Below are 16,528 nucleotides of genomic sequence, written 5' to 3' on the forward strand. Positions count from 1 at the left end.
CTTACCAGGAGTGGGCAAGGGTAAACGCGACGCGGTCAGTCGCCTTCGCGCCGCTCCCGCGTGGCGAGCAGTCGGCGCAGCGAGTCGAGCCTGGCCGGATCGGCGTGACCGTCGGCCACCCACTGGTCCAGCGCGCACTCCGCCTCGTCGTGGCTGCAGCCGCGCGGGCAGCCCTCCGTCCCCGGCTCGAGGTCGGGGAAGGCGAGGATGACGCGTGACGGATCCACGTGGTGCAGCCCGAAGGAACGCACGCCCGGCGTGTCGATCACCCAGCCGCGCACGCCCGTGAGCGGCAGCGCGAGCGCCGATGTGGTGGTGTGCCGGCCGCGGCCCGTGACCGCGTTGACCACACCGGTCGTACGCCAACGGTCCTCGGGTACGAGCGTGTTGACCAGGGTCGTCTTGCCGACGCCCGAGTGGCCGACGAAAGCAGTGACCTTGTTCTCCAGATGCTTGCGCACCAGCTCGCTCGCGGCCCCGTTCGCCAAGTCCTCGCGGCTGGTCACGATGTACGGGACGCCGAGCGGCCGATAGGAGGCCAGGAGCTCGTCCGCCGGTGCCAGGTCCGACTTGGTCAGCACGAGGAGAGGTTCGAGCCCGGCGTCGTACGCCGCCACCAGACAGCGGTCGATCATGCGCGGGCGCGGCTCGGGGTCGGCCAGGGCCGTGACGATCGCCAGCTGGTCGGCGTTGGCGACGACCACACGCTCGAACGGGTCGTCGTCGTCGGCGGTACGGCGCAGCACCGAGGCGCGCGTCTCCACCCGCACGATGCGGGCCAGAGTGTCCTTGTCGCCGGTCAGGTCGCCGACGATGGCGACCCGGTCGCCCACGACGACGGACTTGCGGCCCAGCTCGCGGGCCTTCATCGCGATGACCGTACGGCTCTCGACGAGGCAGGTGATGCGGCCACGGTCGACGGTCAGGACGAAGCCTTCGACGGCGTCCTCGTGCTTGGGGCGGGTATGGGTGCGGGGCCGGTTGCCTTTGCGGTTCGGGCGGATCCGGATGTCGTCTTCGTCGGGGTTCTTGCCGTAGCGGCGCATGTCGTCAGGCCCCGTCAGTTTCCGTCGAGCATTCCGGTCCACATCTGCGGGAAGTCGGGCAGTGTCTTGGCGGTGGTCGCCACGTTCTCGATCTGTACGTCCTTGACGGCGAGGCCGATGATCGCGCCCGCGGTCGCCATGCGGTGGTCGTGGTACGTGTGGAAGATCCCGCCGTGCAGACGGCGCGGCCGGATGCGCAGGCCGTCCTCGGTCTCGGTGACATCGCCGCCGAGCGCGTTGATCTCCCGGGTGAGCGCGGCCAGCCGGTCGGTCTCGTGCAGCCGCAGGTGCGCGACGCCGCGCAGGACGGACTCGGAGTCGGCCAGGGCCGCGACCGCCGCGATGCCCGGGGTCAGCTCACCGACGTCACTCAGGTCCACGTCGATGCCGTGGACGGTGCCGGTGCCGGTGAAGGTCAGGCCCTGCTCGGTGAGCTCGCAGGAACCACCCATGGCGGTGAAGATGTCGCGCAGCGCGTCGCCCGGCTGGGTGGTGCGCTCCGGCCAGTCGGGGATCGTGACGCGGCCACCGGTGATAAGGGCGGCGGCCAGGAACGGCTGAGCGTTGGAGAGGTCGGGCTCGACGGTCAGGTCACGGCCGAGCAGGGCGCCGGGGGAGACCCGCCAGACGTTGGGCTCACCGCCGGACTCGGGGGTGTCCACCTGGGCGCCGACCGCGCGCAGCATGTCCACGGTCATCAGGATGTGCGGCATGGACGGGAGAGTGGCGCCGGTGTGGCGTACCTCCACGCCCTGGTTGAAGCGCGGGGCGGACAGCAGGAGCGCGCTCACGAACTGCGAGGACGAGGACGCGTCGATGTCGACCGCTCCGCCGTCCAGCGCGCCGCCGCCGTGCACGGTCAGCGGGAGTGCGCCGCGGCTGTCGTCGTCGATACGGGCGCCGAGCGTGCGCAGCGCCTCGATGACGGCGCCGAGAGGGCGTTCGTACGAACGGGGGTCGCCGTCGAAGCGGATCTCGCCGTCGGCGAGCGCCGCGACGGGCGGCAGGAAGCGCATCACGGTGCCCGCGTTGCCGACGTCGACGGTGGCCGGACCGTGCAGGCCCGCCGGGATGACGCGCCAGGCCTCGCCGGAGCCGCTGAGGTCGCCCGTGGCGGACGAGCTGGACGACACGGTCTCCTCGATGCCGACGCCCATCGCGCGCAGCGCGTCGGCCATCAGCAGGGTGTCGCGGGAGCGCAGCGGGTGGCGCAGCCATCCGGGCTCGGCGGCGAGGGAGGCCAGGACGAGAGCGCGGTTGGTGACCGATTTCGATCCGGGCACGGTGACGGTCGCGTCGACGGCTTCGCCCGCGCGCGGGGCGGGCCAGAGGGCGGGGTGCACGGGGCTTTCGGTCATGGCCATCACTTTAGTGGCTCGCGGCGAACCCGGATCTTGATCAAATGTGGCGAAACCCGGGCGTAACTCGGTGGTGTGAGTAGGCCGACGGGCAGTGACGGCCGTCGGGCCGACGACGGACGGCGCACCGCGGACGGCGGGCATGCGGGCTCTAGAGCCCGAGCAGCCAGCGGCCGCCGCCCAGCAGCGCGCAGACCGACACGGTGTGGAAGAAGAGCAGCCACAGCACGGCCGGTACGTGCGTGAGCCGCGACAGCTGGTCGGCGTCCGAGTCGGGGGCGCCGCCGTGCCGGCGCTTGGACTGGAGCTCGAAGGCGGGCCGGACACCGCCGATGAGCATGAACCAGACGGCGGCGTACGCGAAGGCCGCCTGCACCTGCGGGGTCGTCAGCCAGGAGATGAGGAGGAAGACGGCACCGGTGAGGATCACGGTCAGGGCGCCGTACGCGTTGCGGATCATCACCAGCATCGCGAGCAGCAGGATCGTCGCGATCCAGAGGAAGAGCGTGATGTGGTTCGCCGCGAGCAGCCAGGCGCCGCCGACACCCAGGAGGGAGGGGGCGGTGTAGCCGGCGGCGGCCGTGAGGATCATGCCGATGCCGGTCGGCTTGCCCCGGCTGACGGTCAGGCCGCTCGTGTCGGAGTGCAGCCGTATACCGTCCAGGCTGCGGCCCGTGAGCAGCGCGATCAGGCCGTGGCCGCCCTCGTGGGCGATGGTGATGGCGTTGCGCGCCACACGCCAGACGGCGTGCGGGACGACGACGGCGAGGGCGGCGAGAGCCGTTGCGATCACGAGCCACTGGTCGGGATCGGGCTGCGTACCGAACACGCGGTCCCACAGGTCGCCGAGTTGGGTGCTGTCCATTTTCCGGGCGGCTCCTTGAGGTCTGGGCAGTCGTGGCAGTCTGGCACTTATGTGCGGACGGTATGCAGCGAGCCGGCGGCCCGAGGATCTCGTCGGGCTCTTCGATGTGCGGAAGTGGGAGCCCACGGAGGCCCTCGCCCCGGACTGGAACGTGGCGCCCACCAAGGAGGTCCACGTCGTACTGGAGCGTCCTGTGAAGGACGCACAGGACGAGGGCCCGGTTCGGCAGCTGCGGAAACTGAAGTGGGGGCTCGTGCCCTCGTGGGCGAAGTCACCCGAAGGCGCGGCACGGCTGATCAACGCGCGGGCGGAGACGGTGCACGAGAAGCCGTCGTTCCGGCAGCCGTTCGTCTCGCGGCGCTGCCTCGTTCCGGCCGACGGTTACTACGAGTGGGTCACCGGGGTGGAGGAGCGGCAGCTGGAGGAGAAGGGGAAGAAGAAGCGGCCGCGAAAGCAGCCGTACTTCGTGACGCCGGCTGACGGGTCGGTCATGGCCATGGCCGGGCTGTACGAGTTCTGGCGCGACCAGACGCTGCCGGACGGCCATCCGCAGGCGTGGTGGGTGACGTGCTCCGTCATTACGACCGAGGCGGAGAAGTCGCCGCTGGCGGTCGCGCCGGCCGCCGGGCCGGGGGCGCTGGCCGACATCCACCCCCGGATGCCGCTGATGCTGACGCAGGAGCGGTGGGACGCGTGGCTGGATCCGGCCCTTACAGACATCGAAGAGGTACGGGAGCTGCTGGCGCCGCCGCCGGGCGGGCTGATGCGGGCGTACCCGGTGACCACCGCTGTGAGCAACGTGCGCAACAACGGGCCGGAGCTGCTGGAGGAGCTGGCGGCGCCGGAGGTGGGGACGCTGTTCTGACCCCGTGGGGCGTGGAGCGCCGCAGGCGTCGTTTCGGGCCGTCCGGCAGGATGGGGGGCGTGACGCAGAGTGAGATGGTTGACACCGAGGTCGGGCAGGCGCGGATTACCTGGGTCGAGGCCGAGGCGGCCTGGACCGTGCTCGCCCTGAGCCACGGCGCCGGTGGCGGCATCGGGGCGCGGGACCTTCAGGCGCTCGCGGCCGCGCTGCCCGCGCGCGGGGTGACCGTCGCCCTGGTGGAGCAGCCGTGGCGGGTGGCCGGCAAGAAGGTGGCACCCGCGCCCAAGACCCTGGACGCCGGATGGCGCGGGCTGTGGCCCGCCCTGGCCGGGCCCGGGCTGCCGGTCGTGTCCGGCGGGCGCAGCGCCGGGGCGCGCGTCGCGTGCCGTACCGCCGTGGAACTGGGCGCGTTCGCCGTACTCGCGCTGAGCTTCCCGCTGCACCCGCCCGGCAGGCCCGAGAAGTCCCGGGCGCAGGAGCTCCTGGGCGCCGGGGTCCCCACGCTGGTCGTACAGGGCGGAAACGATCCCTTCGGGAAGCCGGAGGAGTTCCCGGACGGGGCGTACGACCTCGTGGAGGTCCCGTACGGGGACCACGGATTCGCCGTACCGAAGAAGGCCGGAAGCAGCCCGGAAGAGGTGGTGGAAACGATCACGGAGGCCGTCGGGGCCTGGATCGACCGGCTGCGGGAATGATGTGCGCGGCACCTCTGTTATTGCGTGCGTCGACATACACCGCACGTACGTGGAGAGGGAGTCCGTCGCATGGGATCGACCATCTGCCCGAGCCGCTCGAACACCGCTGACCTGGAGTGGACGGTGCTCAGCGCGGCCAAGACCGCCCCTCGTCGGGCGGCGGCCGGGCAGGATCGTCGTCTATCCTCCGATTCGAGCGGGTCCGCATTCGGCCCCGCCACGGCGTTGGAGGAGGTGGGTCCGGTCACTGGGACCGACACAGGGACCGACGACGGCCAGGCGGCGGAGGAGAGCACCGTCGAGCGCAACGCGCGTTTCGAGCGCGACGCCCTCGGCTTCCTCGACCAGATGTACTCGGCCGCACTGCGCATGACGCGCAATCCGGCCGACGCGGAGGACCTGGTGCAGGAGACGTACGCCAAGGCGTACGGGTCCTTCCACCAGTTCCGTGAAGGTACGAATCTGAAGGCGTGGCTTTACCGCATTCTGACGAACACCTTCATCAACACGTACCGGAAGAAGCAGCGGGAGCCTCAGCGCAGCGGCGCCGAGGAGATCGAGGACTGGCAGCTCGCGCGCGCCGAGTCGCACATGTCGACCGGCCTGCGTTCCGCCGAGTCGCAGGCGCTCGACCACCTGCCCGACTCGGACGTCAAGTCCGCGCTGCAGGCGATCCCCGAGGAGTTCCGCATCGCGGTCTACCTCGCGGATGTAGAGGGCTTTGCGTACAAGGAGATCGCGGACATCATGGGAACGCCCATCGGCACGGTGATGTCCCGGCTGCACCGGGGCCGCCGCCAGCTGCGCGGCATGCTCGAGGACTACGCGCGTGACCGGGGTCTGGTCCCGGCGGGTGCCGGAGAGTCGAACGACGGGAAAGGTTCGGGCTCATGAGCTGCGGAGAGCCGCACGAGACTGATTGCTCAGAGGTCCTGGACCATCTCTACGAGTTCCTCGACCACGAGATGCCCGACAGCGACTGCACCAAGTTCGAGGTGCACTTCGAGGAGTGCTCCCCGTGCCTGGAGAAGTACGGCCTCGAGCAGGCCGTCAAGAAGCTGGTGAAGCGCTGCTGCGGCAGTGACGACGTACCGGCCGACCTGCGGTCCAAGGTCATGGGACGGATCGACCTGATCCGGTCCGGGCAGGCCGTGCCCGAGCAGGACGTCACGGTCACGTCGGCCGCCGATCTGCCGGCCGCCGCCAACGAGGCGTAACCGCCTCCACTCTTCTCACCGCTTGTCGCGGAGTCGGCCGATTATCACTCGAAGGTGCTAATCGGCCGCTTCGTCGTCTCCAGCTCCGTTCAACTCGCTAGCGTGGCGCACGAATTGTGTGGCGGGCGTACCGGGACAACAGGAGCGGGGCTGGTGAGAGCTCTTTCGGCGGGGGCGCGCGCGTACATCCTGTGTGCGCTGCTCGCGGCAGCCTGCTGTGCGCTCCCCGCCTTGCGGCCGGGCGCCGGGACCCCCTGGGGGACCACCGCGCTGCTCGCCGCGCTCTACGCCGCGTGCGAGCTGCTCGGGCGCCGGCCGTTCCTGGTGAGCGCGGTACGGGTCGGGGCGGGTTCCTTCTTTCCCGTGCTGCTCGCCGCCGTGCTGCTGCTGCCGCCGTCGGCCGCGGCACTCGTCGCCGTACCCGGGGCCCTCGTCGGCCATGTCGAGCGGCGCCCGCGCGCGGTGCGGCGGGCCTGGCGGGCGGCCCAGCTGGCGCTTGCCGCGTGGTGCGCGGCGAGCGTCTGCACGTTCCTGGACGGCGGTGCGTCGCTGGGCGGCGGGGGCGGGGTTTCGGCCGCAGCGCCCGCTTTTCCGTACGTCCTGCTGCCCGCAGGTGCCGCCGTCCTCGCCTTCTGCCTCGCTCTGACCGCCCTCGACGGCGGCATCCTCGCCACCGCCGAGCGGCAGCCCGCGCGCACCGCGTGGCGAGGGCTGCTCCTGCGGTCCGTCGCGCCGCACTGTGTGCACGGGCTGGCGGGGCTGATGATGGCTGTGCTCTGGCGCAGTACGTACGGGCCGCTCGCCGCGCTCTTCGTGCTGCTGCCGATGTACATCTCCTGCTGGGTCTTCGCGCAGTACCACCGCGAGCGGGCCGCCCACCAGGCCACGATCCGCGCTCTCGTGCAGGCGGTCGACATCAAGGACCAGTACACGCGCGGGCACAGCGAACGCGTCGGCCGGGCGTCCGTGATGATCGCGCACGAGCTGGGCATGGACGAGGACCGCGTCGAGGGCCTGCGCTTCGCCGGGATCCTGCACGACGTCGGCAAGCTCGGCGTCCCCACGCGGCTGTTGCGGAAGGACGGGCCGTTGACCCCCGAGGAGCGCCGCGTCATCGAGCTGCATCCGGAATACGGGCACGAGATGGTCCGGGGGATCGGATTTCTCGGGGAGGCGCGGGCGGCGATCCTGCACCATCACGAGCGGCTCGACGGGAGCGGGTATCCGTACGGGCTCGCGGGCGGCCAGATCCCGGAGTTCGCACGGGTCGTCGCCGTGGCGGACGCGTTCGACGCGATGACCTCGACGCGGTCGTACCGGCGGGCGCGGCCGGTGGAGACGGCTTTGCGGGAGCTCGAACGGTGTGCGGGAACCCAGTTCGATCCGCGGATGGTGGAGGCGCTGACCCGGGCGCTGGCGCGCCAGGGCTGGCACCACCCGGTCACTTCGGACGAACAGCCCGACCCGAGAGGAAACGTCCCGCCACCCGTCCCGCCACCTCGCGTCGGTGACGCCTGCTGCGCCCCTGACCTGGGGAATCCGGCGCCGCGCTCTGTCGCCGCCGCACGGCACCGGGCCCCGGACAGGCCCGCATGAGGGCCGCCCGAGCGGCCGCGCGGCGGAGCCGCAAAGGTTCACGGTGGGAAGGGGCGGCGGGGTGGGGAACAACCCGTACGCGCGCGGACCGGGCCGCGTGACGCGCGCGCGGCCCGCCCTGGCCCTCGGACTCGTGTACGGCGCCGCCTTCGTGCTCTCCGCCTACGCCCTCGGCGACACCCTCTGGTACGGCATCACCGAACCCGGGATCGCCCTCGCCTTCGGCGCGCTCATCGCCGTAGGGGAGTTGTCCCGGTGGGGGGTACGGGGGAGCCCGGCCACGCTGCCCGCCGAGCGCGAGCCCGCCCCGCTCGGCGCCGCCGGGGCCCTCGCGTACGCCCTGCTCGGCCAGATCGCCGGGCAGCCCACCAGCCACGGCCTCCTCCAGGTCGTCGCCGTCGTCGTCGCGGTCTCACTCGCCGGCGCGGTGCCGCACATCGCCGCCGGGCACGGGCCCGCTCTGGACCACGTGGCCCGCCGCGTCCTCACCGTCGCCTTCGCCGCCGTCTGCTTCCAGCCGCTCTACAACTCCGGGCTCTGGGGGAAGTGGGTCGGCCACGGCCCGTACCACGCGCTCCTGCTCGTACTTCTCCTTGTGCTCACCGCGCTGTGCGACGCGGTACTCGCCGCCGCCATGGCCCGCGCCCGCACCGGCTACCCCTACGGGCCGCTTCTCCGCGAAGAGCTGCGGGCGCTTCTCGGGATCGGGTCGGCCGTCTGCGCCACGGGGGCTGTCATGGCGCTCGGTGTCGCCGTCGCGGGGTTGTGGGCTCTGCCCGTCTTCTGCGTACCCCTGCTGCTCACCCAGCTGTCCTACCGCCGGTACGCCGACGTCCGTACGACGTACCGCCAGACCATCACCTCGCTCGCCCGCGCCACCGAGATCGCCGGATACACCCCACAGGGCCATGCCCGCCGCGTCGCCCTGCTCAGCAGAGCCGTCGGGCGTGAGCTGGGGCTTTCCGAGCCGGATCTGACCGTCCTGGAGTACGCCGCCCTGATGCACGACATCGGACAGCTCTCCCTTCTCGACCCGGTGCAGGGAGGAGCCACCGCCTCCCTCCCGGCCGCCGAACAGCGCCGTATCGCCCTCCTGGGGGGAGCGGTCGTACGCCAGACCGGGGTCCCGGCCGAGGTGGCGGTGGTCGTGGAGCGGCAGGCCGATCCGTACCGGGAGCAGCCGCTTTCCGCCCGGATCGTCCGCGCCGTCAATGCATACGACGATCTGGCGGGGGAAAGCGGTGGGGGACTGGGCGGGCCGCTCAGCGCCCTGGAACAGCTGCGTCTCGGCACGGGCCGCGACTATCAGCCCGAGGTCGTGGAATCCCTGGCGCGCGTCCTGTCCCGGGGCGGTCTGACCCCGTCCCCACCTGGGTAACCCATGGGTAATGAGCGGCCCTGTGACCCGGCATGGTTGGATGCGAAGAAGAGGAAGAAGAGGGCGTCCGGGGGGACTGACCTTCAGCGACCGGCAGGCGGGACAGGCGGGAATCGTGAAGATCTTCGGGAAGGTACGGCATCGGCCATCCGCCTCGTGGCGGCAGGCCACCGACCGCGCGTTCACGCTGATCGGTGACGGTCGGTACGAGGACGCGGGGGCTCTGCTGACACGCGCGGCGGACCTCGAACCCTGGTTGTCCGAGTCCTGGTTCAACCTCGCGCTGCTGCACAAGTTCCGGCACGACTGGGAGCAGGCACGCTCCGCCGGCCTGCGCGCCGTCGCGCTCCTCGACCGGGAGACCGGCGCCCCGGACTGGTGGAACGTCGGCATCGCGGCCACCGCGCTCCAGGACTGGCCGCTGGCCCGCCGCGCCTGGCAGGCGTACGGACTGAAGGTGCCCGGCGAGCCCACCGAGAGCGGCGAGCCGCACGGCATGGAGCTGGGCAGCGCCGCCGTCCGCCTCTCGCCCGAGGGCGAGGCCGAGGTGGTGTGGGGCCGCAGGCTCGACCCGGCCCGGATAGAGGTGCTGTCCATTCCGCTGCCGTCGTCCGGGCGGCGCTGGGGCGAGGTCGTCCTGCACGACGGCGTACCGCACGGCGAGCGCGTCACCGCGGCCGGGCCGTCCTTCCCCGTGTTCGACGAGATCGAGCTGTGGGCGCCGTCGCCGGTGCCGACCTGGGTGGTGCTGCTGGAAGCCGCCACCGAGGCCGACCGGGACGCCCTGGAGCGGCTGGCCGCCGACGCGGGGTTCGCCGCCGAGGACTGGTCGTCGTCCGTACGGCTGCTCTGCCGGTCCTGCTCGGAGTCGCAGATGCCCAGCGACGAGGGCGACGGCGAGCACCTCGACCCGCACGACCACAGCGAGCCCGGCCACCCGGGGCCGCTCGGTCACCGCACGGCCGGCGCCGGGGAACTGTGGCTGCCGGAGCGCGAGTGCGGCATCGCGGCGCCGGCGGGACTTGTGCGCGGGCTGCTCGACGGGTGGGTCGCCGACAACCCCGACAGCCGTGAATGGCGGGATCTCGAAGAAGTCTGCTGAGAACTCCGCCGACGCCTGCCCGTAGGCTGTACGGGCACTGGATTCGGTATTTCGGGGTTTTGAGGAAGGCGTACGGCGGAATGTCGCAGCACGAGACGGACCAGCAGGTCATCAACGACGGGTTCGTCGTGGACACGGAGAACACCGAGGAGCGCGAGCAGGCGTACCGCGAGCGAGGTACGGCCCGCCCCATCACCGTCGTCGGGAACCCGGTCCTCCACAAGGAGTGCAAGGACGTCACGGAGTTCGACGACAAGCTTGCCGCGCTGATCGACGACATGTTCGCCAGCCAGCGCGCCGCCGAGGGGGTCGGCCTGGCCGCCAACCAGATCGGTGTCGACCTCAAGGTCTTCGTCTACGACTGCCCGGACGACGACGGCGTGCGCCACGTCGGCGTGGTCTGCAACCCGGTCCTGCAAGAGCTCCCGCAGGATCAGCGGAACCTCGACGAGGCCAACGAGGGGTGCCTGTCCGTCCCGACGGCGTACGCCGAACTGGGCCGCCCCGACTACGCGGTAGTGCACGGCCAGGACGCCCGGGGCAACCCGATCAAGGTGCGCGGTACGGGCTATTTCGCGCGGTGCCTCCAGCACGAGACGGACCACCTGTACGGCTACCTGTACATCGACCGCCTGTCGAAGCGTGACCGCAAGGGCGCGCTGAAGCAGATGGCCGAGGGCACCGCGCGGTACGAGACCGTCCCCAACGACTGAGTTTCCTTCGTCTTGCCGTGGGGCGACTGCCATTGATCCGACAAATGACCCTGGCGGTCGCCCTGTTGACGCGCGTCCACGAGCGCGTCAGTCTCGGGCGTGCCCCCGCTCCTCCGCTCCTCGGCATGGAGGTCCAATGCTCCGACGTACGGCGAGATCCGCCCTCTCGCTTGTCATGCTCATGGTTGCCACATTGGCCGGTACGGTCGCCACCACCGGCACCGCGCACGCCGACGGCTGCTACACCTGGTCCCGCACCCTCTCGCAGGGCGCCACCGGAGGCGACGTCACGCAGCTCCAGATCCGGCTCGGCGGCTACCCCGGCTACGGCGCGGTGCTCGCCATCGACGGCGACTACGGACCCGCCACCACAGCCGCCGTCAAGCGCTTCCAGTCCGCGTACGGACTCTCCGCCGACGGCGTCGCGGGAAGCGCCACCTTCAGCAAGCTCTACGCCCTCCAAGACGATGACTGCACGCCCATTCACTTCACCTACGCCGAGCTCAACGACTGCAACAGCACCTGGGCGGGCGGCGCGGTGAGCGCGGCCACCGCCAAGTCCAACGCCCTGCGCACCATGTGGAAACTGGAGGCCCTGCGGCACGCGCTCGGCGACCAGCCCGTGACCGTCACCAGCGGCTTCCGCTCGCACGCTTGCAACGACGCGGTCGGCGGGGCGTCGAGCAGCCGCCACCTGTACGGCGACGCCGCCGACCTCGGGGCCGGCCCCCACTCCCTGTGCACCCTGGCCAAGCAGGCCCGTAACCACGGCTTCAACGGCATCCTCGGCCCGGGCTACCCGGGCCACAGCGACCACACCCACGTCGACCACCGCGCGAGCCGCTTCTGGTCCGCGTCGAGCTGCGGCGTCTCCTGACCCCGTTCCCGGGAACGCGCCACCGTGCGTTCCCGGGAACGCGAAACCGTGCGTTCCCGGGAACGCTCGAAAAGGCGCCCCTACGCTGCCAGTGCTGGTCCCCGGAACGTACGGCGGTAGGCGTTCGGTGTCGTCCCCAGTGACCGTACGAACTGATGACGCAACGCCGCCGCGTTCCCGAACCCCGCGCGGCCCGCGATCGCGTCCACCGTGTCGTCAGTCGCCTCCAGCAACTCCTGCGCCAGCAGCACCCGCTGGCGCAGCAGCCAGCGGTACGGCGTCGTACCCGTCTCCTGGAGGAAGCGCCGCGCGAACGTCCGGGGCGACATGTGCGCCCGCTCCGCCAGCTGCTCCACGGTCATCTCCTGATCCAGGTGCCGCTCCATCCAGCCCAGCACTCCACCCACCGTGTCGCAGCGCACGTGCGTCAGCGGACGCTCGATGTACTGCGCCTGGCCGCCGTCGCGGTGCGGCGGGACGACCATGCGGCGGGCGATGGTGTTGGCGACCTCGGACCCGTGCTCCTGGCGGACGAGATGCAGGCAGGCGTCGATCCCGGCGGCGGTCCCGGCCGACGTGATGACGGAGCCCTCGTCGACGTACAGCACATCGGGCTCGACCCGCGCCCGGGGATGGCGGCGCGCCAGCTCGGCGGAGAGCCGCCAGTGGGTCGTGCACCGGCGCCCGTCCAGCAGCCCCGCGGCCCCCAGCACGAACGCGCCCGAGCAGACGCTGAGCACCCGCGCCCCCCGGTCGACGGCCCGGCGCAGTGCGTCGAGCAGCGGCTCGGGGTAGGTGCGGGCCTCGCAGTTCTGGTCAGCGGGGATGGCGATGAGATCGGCGCCGTCCAGCCGGTCGAGACCGTGCGGTACGGAGATGGAGAAGGCCGCGGAACGGGCGGCGAGCGGGCCCGGCTCGGCGGCGCAGACCGCGAAATCGTAGACCGGCAGCCCCTGATCGCTCCGGTCGATCCCGAACACCTCGCAGAGCACGCCGAGTTCGAAGGGATTGACTCCGTCGACCAGCGCCACGGCAACGTTTTTCAGCATGCCGGCAGTGTGGCAGTAATTCGAGGTTCCATGACAGTCCTGCCACTGACTTTTCTCGGCCCGGAAGACCAGAGTGGACGTCATGGAAACCTTCTTGAACTACCTCGCGGTCATCGCCCTCTTCGTCCTCCTCACCCTCCCGTCGTTCATCGGCCACGCCAGGGAACGCCGCATCGACCGGCAGCTCAGACAGGCCGAGAACCCCCGCCCGCGTCGGCCGGAAACCACCCGCAGCGCGCCCGGCCGACGGGCCGTGAGGCGGCCCGTCGCGTCGGACGTGCTGTCGTCGGCCGGCAGGTGCTAGAAGTCGTCGTCGAAGGCGACCGAGCCCTCGACCGCGACCTGGTACGCCGACGGGCGGCGCTCGAAGAAGTTCGTCAACTCCTGTACGCCCTGGAGCTCCATGAAGGAGAAGGGGTTCTGCGAGCCGTACACCGGGGCGAAACCGAGGCGCTCCAGGCGCTGGTCGGCGACGCACTGGAGGTACTCGCGCATCGACTCGGTGTTCATGCCGGGCAGGCCCTCACCGCACAGGTCGCGGCCGAACTGGAGCTCCGCCTCGACGGCTTCCTTCAGCATGTCCGTGACCTGCTGCTGAAGGGCGTCGTCGAAGAGCTCCGGCTCCTCCTTGCGGACGGTGTCCACGACCTCGAACGCGAAGTTCATGTGCATGGTTTCGTCCCGGAAAACCCAGTTCGTCCCGGTCGCCAGGCCGTGCAGCAGGCCCCGCGAGCGGAACCAGTAGACGTACGCGAACGCACCGTAGAAGAACAGGCCCTCGATGCACGCCGCGAAGCAGATCAGGTTCATCAGGAAGCGGCGGCGGTCGGTCTTCGACTCCAGGCGGTCGATCTTCTCGACCGAGTCCATCCACTTGAAGCAGAACTGAGCCTTCTCGCGGATCGAGGGGATCTCCTCCACCGCGTCGAACGCCGCAGCGCGGTCGTCCGGTTCGGGGAGGTAGGTGTCCAGGAGGGTCAAGTAGAACTGGACGTGTACCGCTTCTTCGAAGAGCTGGCGCGAGAGGTAGAGGCGCGCCTCGGGGGAGTTGATGTGCTTGTAGAGCGTCAGCACCAGGTTGTTGGAGACGATCGAGTCGCCGGTCGCGAAGAACGCGACCAGCCGGCCGATCATGTGCTGCTCACCGGGCGAGAGCTTCGCGAGGTCGGTCACGTCCGAGTGGAGGTCGACCTCCTCCACCGTCCACGTGTTCTTGATCGCGTCCCGGTAGCGCTCGTAGAAGTCCGGGTAGCGCATGGGGCGAAGGGTCAGCTCGAAGCCCGGGTCGAGAAGGTTCTTGTCAGGATTGGTTGACATTACTGGCATGCCTCGCAGGACTCGGGGTTTTCAAGGGAGCAGGCGATCGCGTCCGCGTCGGGAGCGGGGGATTCGGTCGTCGTCTGCTGTACGGGGACGGGGGCTGGGACGGGGGCCGCGGTCGCCGCGCCGGAGCCGGCCGCGCGGGCGATGCGGGTCGCGGGTCGCGAGCGCAGGTAGTACGTCGTCTTCAGCCCCTTCTTCCACGCGTACGCGTACATCGAGCTGAGCTTCCCGATGGTCGGCGTCTCCAGGAAGAGGTTCAGGGACTGAGACTGGTCGAGGTACGGCGTACGGGCCGCCGCCATGTCGATCAGACCGCGCTGCGGGATCTCCCACGCCGTGCGGTAGAGGGCCCGTACCTCCTCGGGGATCCAGCTGAAGCCCTGCACCGAGCCGCTCGCCTCGCGCAGCGCCTCGCGGGACTGGGCGTCCCAGACACCGAGCTTCTTCAGTTCCTCGACCAAGTAGGCGTTGACCTGAAGGAACTCGCCGCTGAGCGTCTCGCGCTTGAAGAGGTTGGAGACCTGCGGCTCGATGCACTCGTACACGCCCGCGATCGACGCGATGGTCGCTGTCGGCGCGATCGCGAGGAGCAGCGAGTTGCGCATTCCGGTCTTGGCGATACGGGCGCGCAGCGCGTCCCAGCGCTCCGGCCAGGTGACCTCGACGCCGTAGTGGTCGGGGTGCAGTACGCCGCGTGCCGCGCGGGTCTTCTCCCAGGCGGGGAGGGGGCCGCTGACCTCGGCGAGGTCGCAGGACGCCTCGTACGCGGCGAGCATGATGCGCTCGGCGATCTTCGTGGAGAGCGCGAGGGCCTCGGGGGAGTCGAAGGGCAGGCGCAGCTTGAAGAAGACGTCCTGGAGACCCATCGCGCCCAGGCCCACCGGGCGCCACTTGGCGTTGGAGCGGCCGGCCTGCTCGGTCGGGTAGAAGTTGATGTCCACGACGCGGTCGAGGAAGGTGACGGCCGTACGGACGGTCTCGTCCAGGCGCTCCCAGTCGATTTCGCCGTTCCCGAGAACGAACGAACCGAGGTTGACGGAGCCGAGGTTGCAGACGGCCGTCTCGCCGTCGTTCGTGACCTCCAGGATCTCGGTGCAGAGGTTCGAGGAGTGGACCACCGAGCCCGGCTCAGCCGTCTGGTTCGCCGTACGGTTCGACGCGTCCTTGAACGTCATCCAGCCGTTCCCGGTCTGCGCCAGGGTGCGCATCATCCGCCCGTACAGCTGGCGTGCGGGAATGGTCGTACGGGCGAGACCGTCCGCCTCCGCCTTGCGGTACGCCTGGTCGAAAGCGTCGCCCCACAGATCGACGAGCTCGGGAACGTCCGACGGCGAGAACAGCGACCAGTCGGCGTCCGCGTCGACGCGGCGCATGAACTCGTCGGGGATCCAGTGCGCGAGGTTCAGGTTGTGCGTACGACGCGCCTCCTCACCCGTGTTGTCGCGCAGCTCCAGGAACTCCTCGATGTCCGCGTGCCACGTCTCCAGGTAGACGCAGGCGGCGCCCTTGCGGCGGCCGCCCTGGTTGACGGCGGCGACCGACGAGTCGAGGGTGCGCAGGAAGGGGACGATGCCGTTCGAGTGACCGTTGGTGCCGCGGATCAGGGAGCCGCGGGCGCGGATGCGGGAGTACGAGAGGCCGATGCCGCCCGCGTGCTTCGAGAGACGCGCGACCTCGTGGTAGCGGCCGTAGATCGAGTCGAGCTCGTCGAGCGGCGAGTCCAGCAGGTAGCAGGAGGACATCTGCGGGTGGCGCGTACCGGAGTTGAAGAGCGTCGGGGACGACGGCAGGTAGTCGAGGCGGCTCATCAGGCGGTACAGCGCGGCGACCTCGTCGGCGGCCGCGGCGGACTCGTCCTTGGCGAGACCGGACGCCACGCGCAGCATGAAGTGCTGCGGGGTCTCGATCACCTGACGGGTGATCGGGTGGCGCAGGAGGTAGCGGCTGTAGACCGTGCGCAGGCCGAAGTAGCCGAAGCGGTCGTCGGCGGCCGGGTCGATCAGCGCGTCGAGGCGGACCGTGTGGGCGGCCACGAAGTCGGCCGTACGGTCGGCGATCAGGCCCTCGCGGTGGCCGACGGAGACCGACTCGGAGAAGGTACGGACGCCCTGCGTCGCCGCCTCGTCCCGGATCGTGCGGGTCAGGAGGCGGGCTGCGAGGCGGGAGTACGCCGGGTCCTCGGAGATCAGCCCGGCGGCGGCGTCGGTGGCGAGGCCCCGCAGCTCGGCCGCGTCCGACGCCGCGTTGCGGCCGCGCAGGGCGGCGGCGGCGACTCTGCCCGGGTCGGTGTCGGGGAGGTCGACGGTCAGGTCGGTGAGGGTCCGCAGGAGTGCGGTCCCGGCTCCGGGTCCGTCGGACGACTCCGTCGATTCCGTGGCAGTTGCCGGATCGGCTGGCGCGATGGTCACGGGGTGCTCTCCCTCGCTCGGCTCGGGGCCGGCGGG

At 70.8% G+C, this 16,528-nt stretch carries 16 protein-coding genes; 10 read left to right on the forward strand and 6 right to left on the reverse strand.

All coding sequences use genetic code 11. The features are described 5' to 3' along the window. Positions 1-35: 35 nt before the first annotated feature. From rsgA to AC1P0E_RS22815, 3 genes are all read right to left on the reverse strand, one after another. Positions 36-1,046: a ribosome small subunit-dependent GTPase A gene (gene rsgA / locus AC1P0E_RS22805; RefSeq protein WP_482743993.1), complete on the reverse strand. Its 1,011-nt coding sequence runs from the start codon at positions 1,044-1,046 to the stop codon at positions 36-38. A 14-nt stretch (positions 1,047-1,060) separates the two neighbouring features. After that, positions 1,061-2,404, reverse strand: a complete 1,344-nt coding sequence (aroA, locus tag AC1P0E_RS22810) for a 3-phosphoshikimate 1-carboxyvinyltransferase (RefSeq protein ID WP_482743994.1) — start codon at positions 2,402-2,404, stop codon at positions 1,061-1,063. A 151-nt stretch (positions 2,405-2,555) separates the two neighbouring features. Next, positions 2,556-3,269, reverse strand: coding sequence for a M50 family metallopeptidase (locus AC1P0E_RS22815; RefSeq protein WP_482743995.1), 714 nt, complete (start codon positions 3,267-3,269; stop codon positions 2,556-2,558). A 49-nt stretch (positions 3,270-3,318) separates the two neighbouring features. Here AC1P0E_RS22815 and AC1P0E_RS22820 point away from each other — a divergent pair, with 49 nt between their 5' ends. The 9 genes from AC1P0E_RS22820 to AC1P0E_RS22860 all read left to right on the forward strand — a co-directional run bounded on the left by AC1P0E_RS22820 (position 3,319) and on the right by AC1P0E_RS22860 (position 11,712). Further along, a complete protein-coding gene (locus tag AC1P0E_RS22820) occupies positions 3,319-4,134 on the forward strand; it encodes an SOS response-associated peptidase (RefSeq protein WP_482743996.1) in 816 nt (271 codons plus the stop codon). Positions 4,135-4,208: 74 nt separating this feature from the next. Further along, positions 4,209-4,829, forward strand: coding sequence for an alpha/beta hydrolase family protein (locus AC1P0E_RS22825; RefSeq protein WP_482745865.1), 621 nt, complete (start codon positions 4,209-4,211; stop codon positions 4,827-4,829). A gap of 234 nt (positions 4,830-5,063) precedes the next feature. Continuing rightward, positions 5,064-5,723 (forward strand): sigma-70 family RNA polymerase sigma factor, encoded by a 660-nt coding sequence (locus AC1P0E_RS22830; protein ID WP_454374414.1) that lies wholly within the window; start codon positions 5,064-5,066, stop codon positions 5,721-5,723. Further along, positions 5,720-6,046 carry a mycothiol system anti-sigma-R factor gene (gene rsrA, locus AC1P0E_RS22835; RefSeq protein WP_482743997.1) on the forward strand — a complete coding sequence of 109 codons (327 nt, stop codon included), beginning with the start codon at positions 5,720-5,722 and terminating at the stop codon, positions 6,044-6,046. The genes AC1P0E_RS22830 and rsrA overlap by 4 nt, the downstream gene beginning before the upstream one ends. A 153-nt stretch (positions 6,047-6,199) precedes the next feature. Then, positions 6,200-7,642, forward strand: a complete 1,443-nt coding sequence (locus AC1P0E_RS22840; protein ID WP_482743998.1) for an HD-GYP domain-containing protein — start codon at positions 6,200-6,202, stop codon at positions 7,640-7,642. Between the two features lie 97 nt (positions 7,643-7,739). Continuing rightward, on the forward strand, positions 7,740-9,020 hold the full coding sequence (locus AC1P0E_RS22845; protein WP_482745866.1) for an HD domain-containing protein: 1,281 nt from the start codon (positions 7,740-7,742) through the stop codon (positions 9,018-9,020). 115 nt (positions 9,021-9,135) lie between these two features. After that, positions 9,136-10,122: a tetratricopeptide repeat protein gene (locus AC1P0E_RS22850; RefSeq protein WP_028811741.1), complete on the forward strand. Its 987-nt coding sequence runs from the start codon at positions 9,136-9,138 to the stop codon at positions 10,120-10,122. An 80-nt stretch (positions 10,123-10,202) separates the two neighbouring features. Continuing rightward, positions 10,203-10,835: a peptide deformylase gene (def, locus tag AC1P0E_RS22855; RefSeq protein WP_482743999.1), complete on the forward strand. Its 633-nt coding sequence runs from the start codon at positions 10,203-10,205 to the stop codon at positions 10,833-10,835. Positions 10,836-10,971: 136 nt separating this feature from the next. Beyond that, a complete protein-coding gene (locus AC1P0E_RS22860) occupies positions 10,972-11,712 on the forward strand; it encodes a D-Ala-D-Ala carboxypeptidase family metallohydrolase (RefSeq protein ID WP_482744000.1) in 741 nt (246 codons plus the stop codon). Between the two features lie 80 nt (positions 11,713-11,792). Here AC1P0E_RS22860 and AC1P0E_RS22865 read toward each other — a convergent pair whose 3' ends face one another. Then, positions 11,793-12,761, reverse strand: coding sequence for a helix-turn-helix domain-containing protein (locus AC1P0E_RS22865; protein ID WP_482744001.1), 969 nt, complete (start codon positions 12,759-12,761; stop codon positions 11,793-11,795). A gap of 82 nt (positions 12,762-12,843) precedes the next feature. Between AC1P0E_RS22865 and AC1P0E_RS22870 the strand changes: the two genes are divergently transcribed. Continuing rightward, positions 12,844-13,065 carry a hypothetical protein gene (locus AC1P0E_RS22870; RefSeq protein WP_482744002.1) on the forward strand — a complete coding sequence of 74 codons (222 nt, stop codon included), beginning with the start codon at positions 12,844-12,846 and terminating at the stop codon, positions 13,063-13,065. On the opposite strand, the gene AC1P0E_RS22875 is transcribed toward AC1P0E_RS22870, so the two are convergent. Both AC1P0E_RS22875 and AC1P0E_RS22880 read right to left on the reverse strand, forming a co-directional pair. After that, positions 13,062-14,078, reverse strand: coding sequence for a ribonucleotide-diphosphate reductase subunit beta (locus tag AC1P0E_RS22875; RefSeq protein ID WP_482744003.1), 1,017 nt, complete (start codon positions 14,076-14,078; stop codon positions 13,062-13,064). The genes AC1P0E_RS22870 and AC1P0E_RS22875 overlap by 4 nt on opposite strands. Beyond that, a complete protein-coding gene (locus tag AC1P0E_RS22880; RefSeq protein WP_482744004.1) occupies positions 14,078-16,492 on the reverse strand; it encodes a ribonucleoside-diphosphate reductase subunit alpha in 2,415 nt (804 codons plus the stop codon). The genes AC1P0E_RS22875 and AC1P0E_RS22880 overlap by 1 nt, the downstream gene beginning before the upstream one ends. Positions 16,493-16,528: the final 36 nt, after the last annotated feature.

The organism is Streptomyces sp. TRD_SC_5 (genome assembly GCF_056836825.1).

What these genes read in the sequence shown, in the direction of transcription:
- rsgA (WP_482743993.1), bottom strand. Translation starts at nt 1,046, where the DNA reads ATGCGCCGCTACGGCAAGAACCCCGACGAAGACGACATCCGGATCCGC.
- aroA (WP_482743994.1), bottom strand. Translation starts at nt 2,404, where the DNA reads ATGACCGAAAGCCCCGTGCACCCCGCCCTCTGGCCCGCCCCGCGCGCG.
- AC1P0E_RS22815 (WP_482743995.1), bottom strand. Translation starts at nt 3,269, where the DNA reads ATGGACAGCACCCAACTCGGCGACCTGTGGGACCGCGTGTTCGGTACG.
- AC1P0E_RS22820 (WP_482743996.1), top strand. Translation starts at nt 3,319, where the DNA reads ATGTGCGGACGGTATGCAGCGAGCCGGCGGCCCGAGGATCTCGTCGGG.
- AC1P0E_RS22825 (WP_482745865.1), top strand. Translation starts at nt 4,209, where the DNA reads ATGGTTGACACCGAGGTCGGGCAGGCGCGGATTACCTGGGTCGAGGCC.
- rsrA (WP_482743997.1), top strand. Translation starts at nt 5,720, where the DNA reads ATGAGCTGCGGAGAGCCGCACGAGACTGATTGCTCAGAGGTCCTGGAC.
- def (WP_482743999.1), top strand. Translation starts at nt 10,203, where the DNA reads ATGTCGCAGCACGAGACGGACCAGCAGGTCATCAACGACGGGTTCGTC.
- AC1P0E_RS22860 (WP_482744000.1), top strand. Translation starts at nt 10,972, where the DNA reads ATGCTCCGACGTACGGCGAGATCCGCCCTCTCGCTTGTCATGCTCATG.
- AC1P0E_RS22865 (WP_482744001.1), bottom strand. Translation starts at nt 12,761, where the DNA reads ATGCTGAAAAACGTTGCCGTGGCGCTGGTCGACGGAGTCAATCCCTTC.
- AC1P0E_RS22870 (WP_482744002.1), top strand. Translation starts at nt 12,844, where the DNA reads ATGGAAACCTTCTTGAACTACCTCGCGGTCATCGCCCTCTTCGTCCTC.
- AC1P0E_RS22875 (WP_482744003.1), bottom strand. Translation starts at nt 14,078, where the DNA reads ATGTCAACCAATCCTGACAAGAACCTTCTCGACCCGGGCTTCGAGCTG.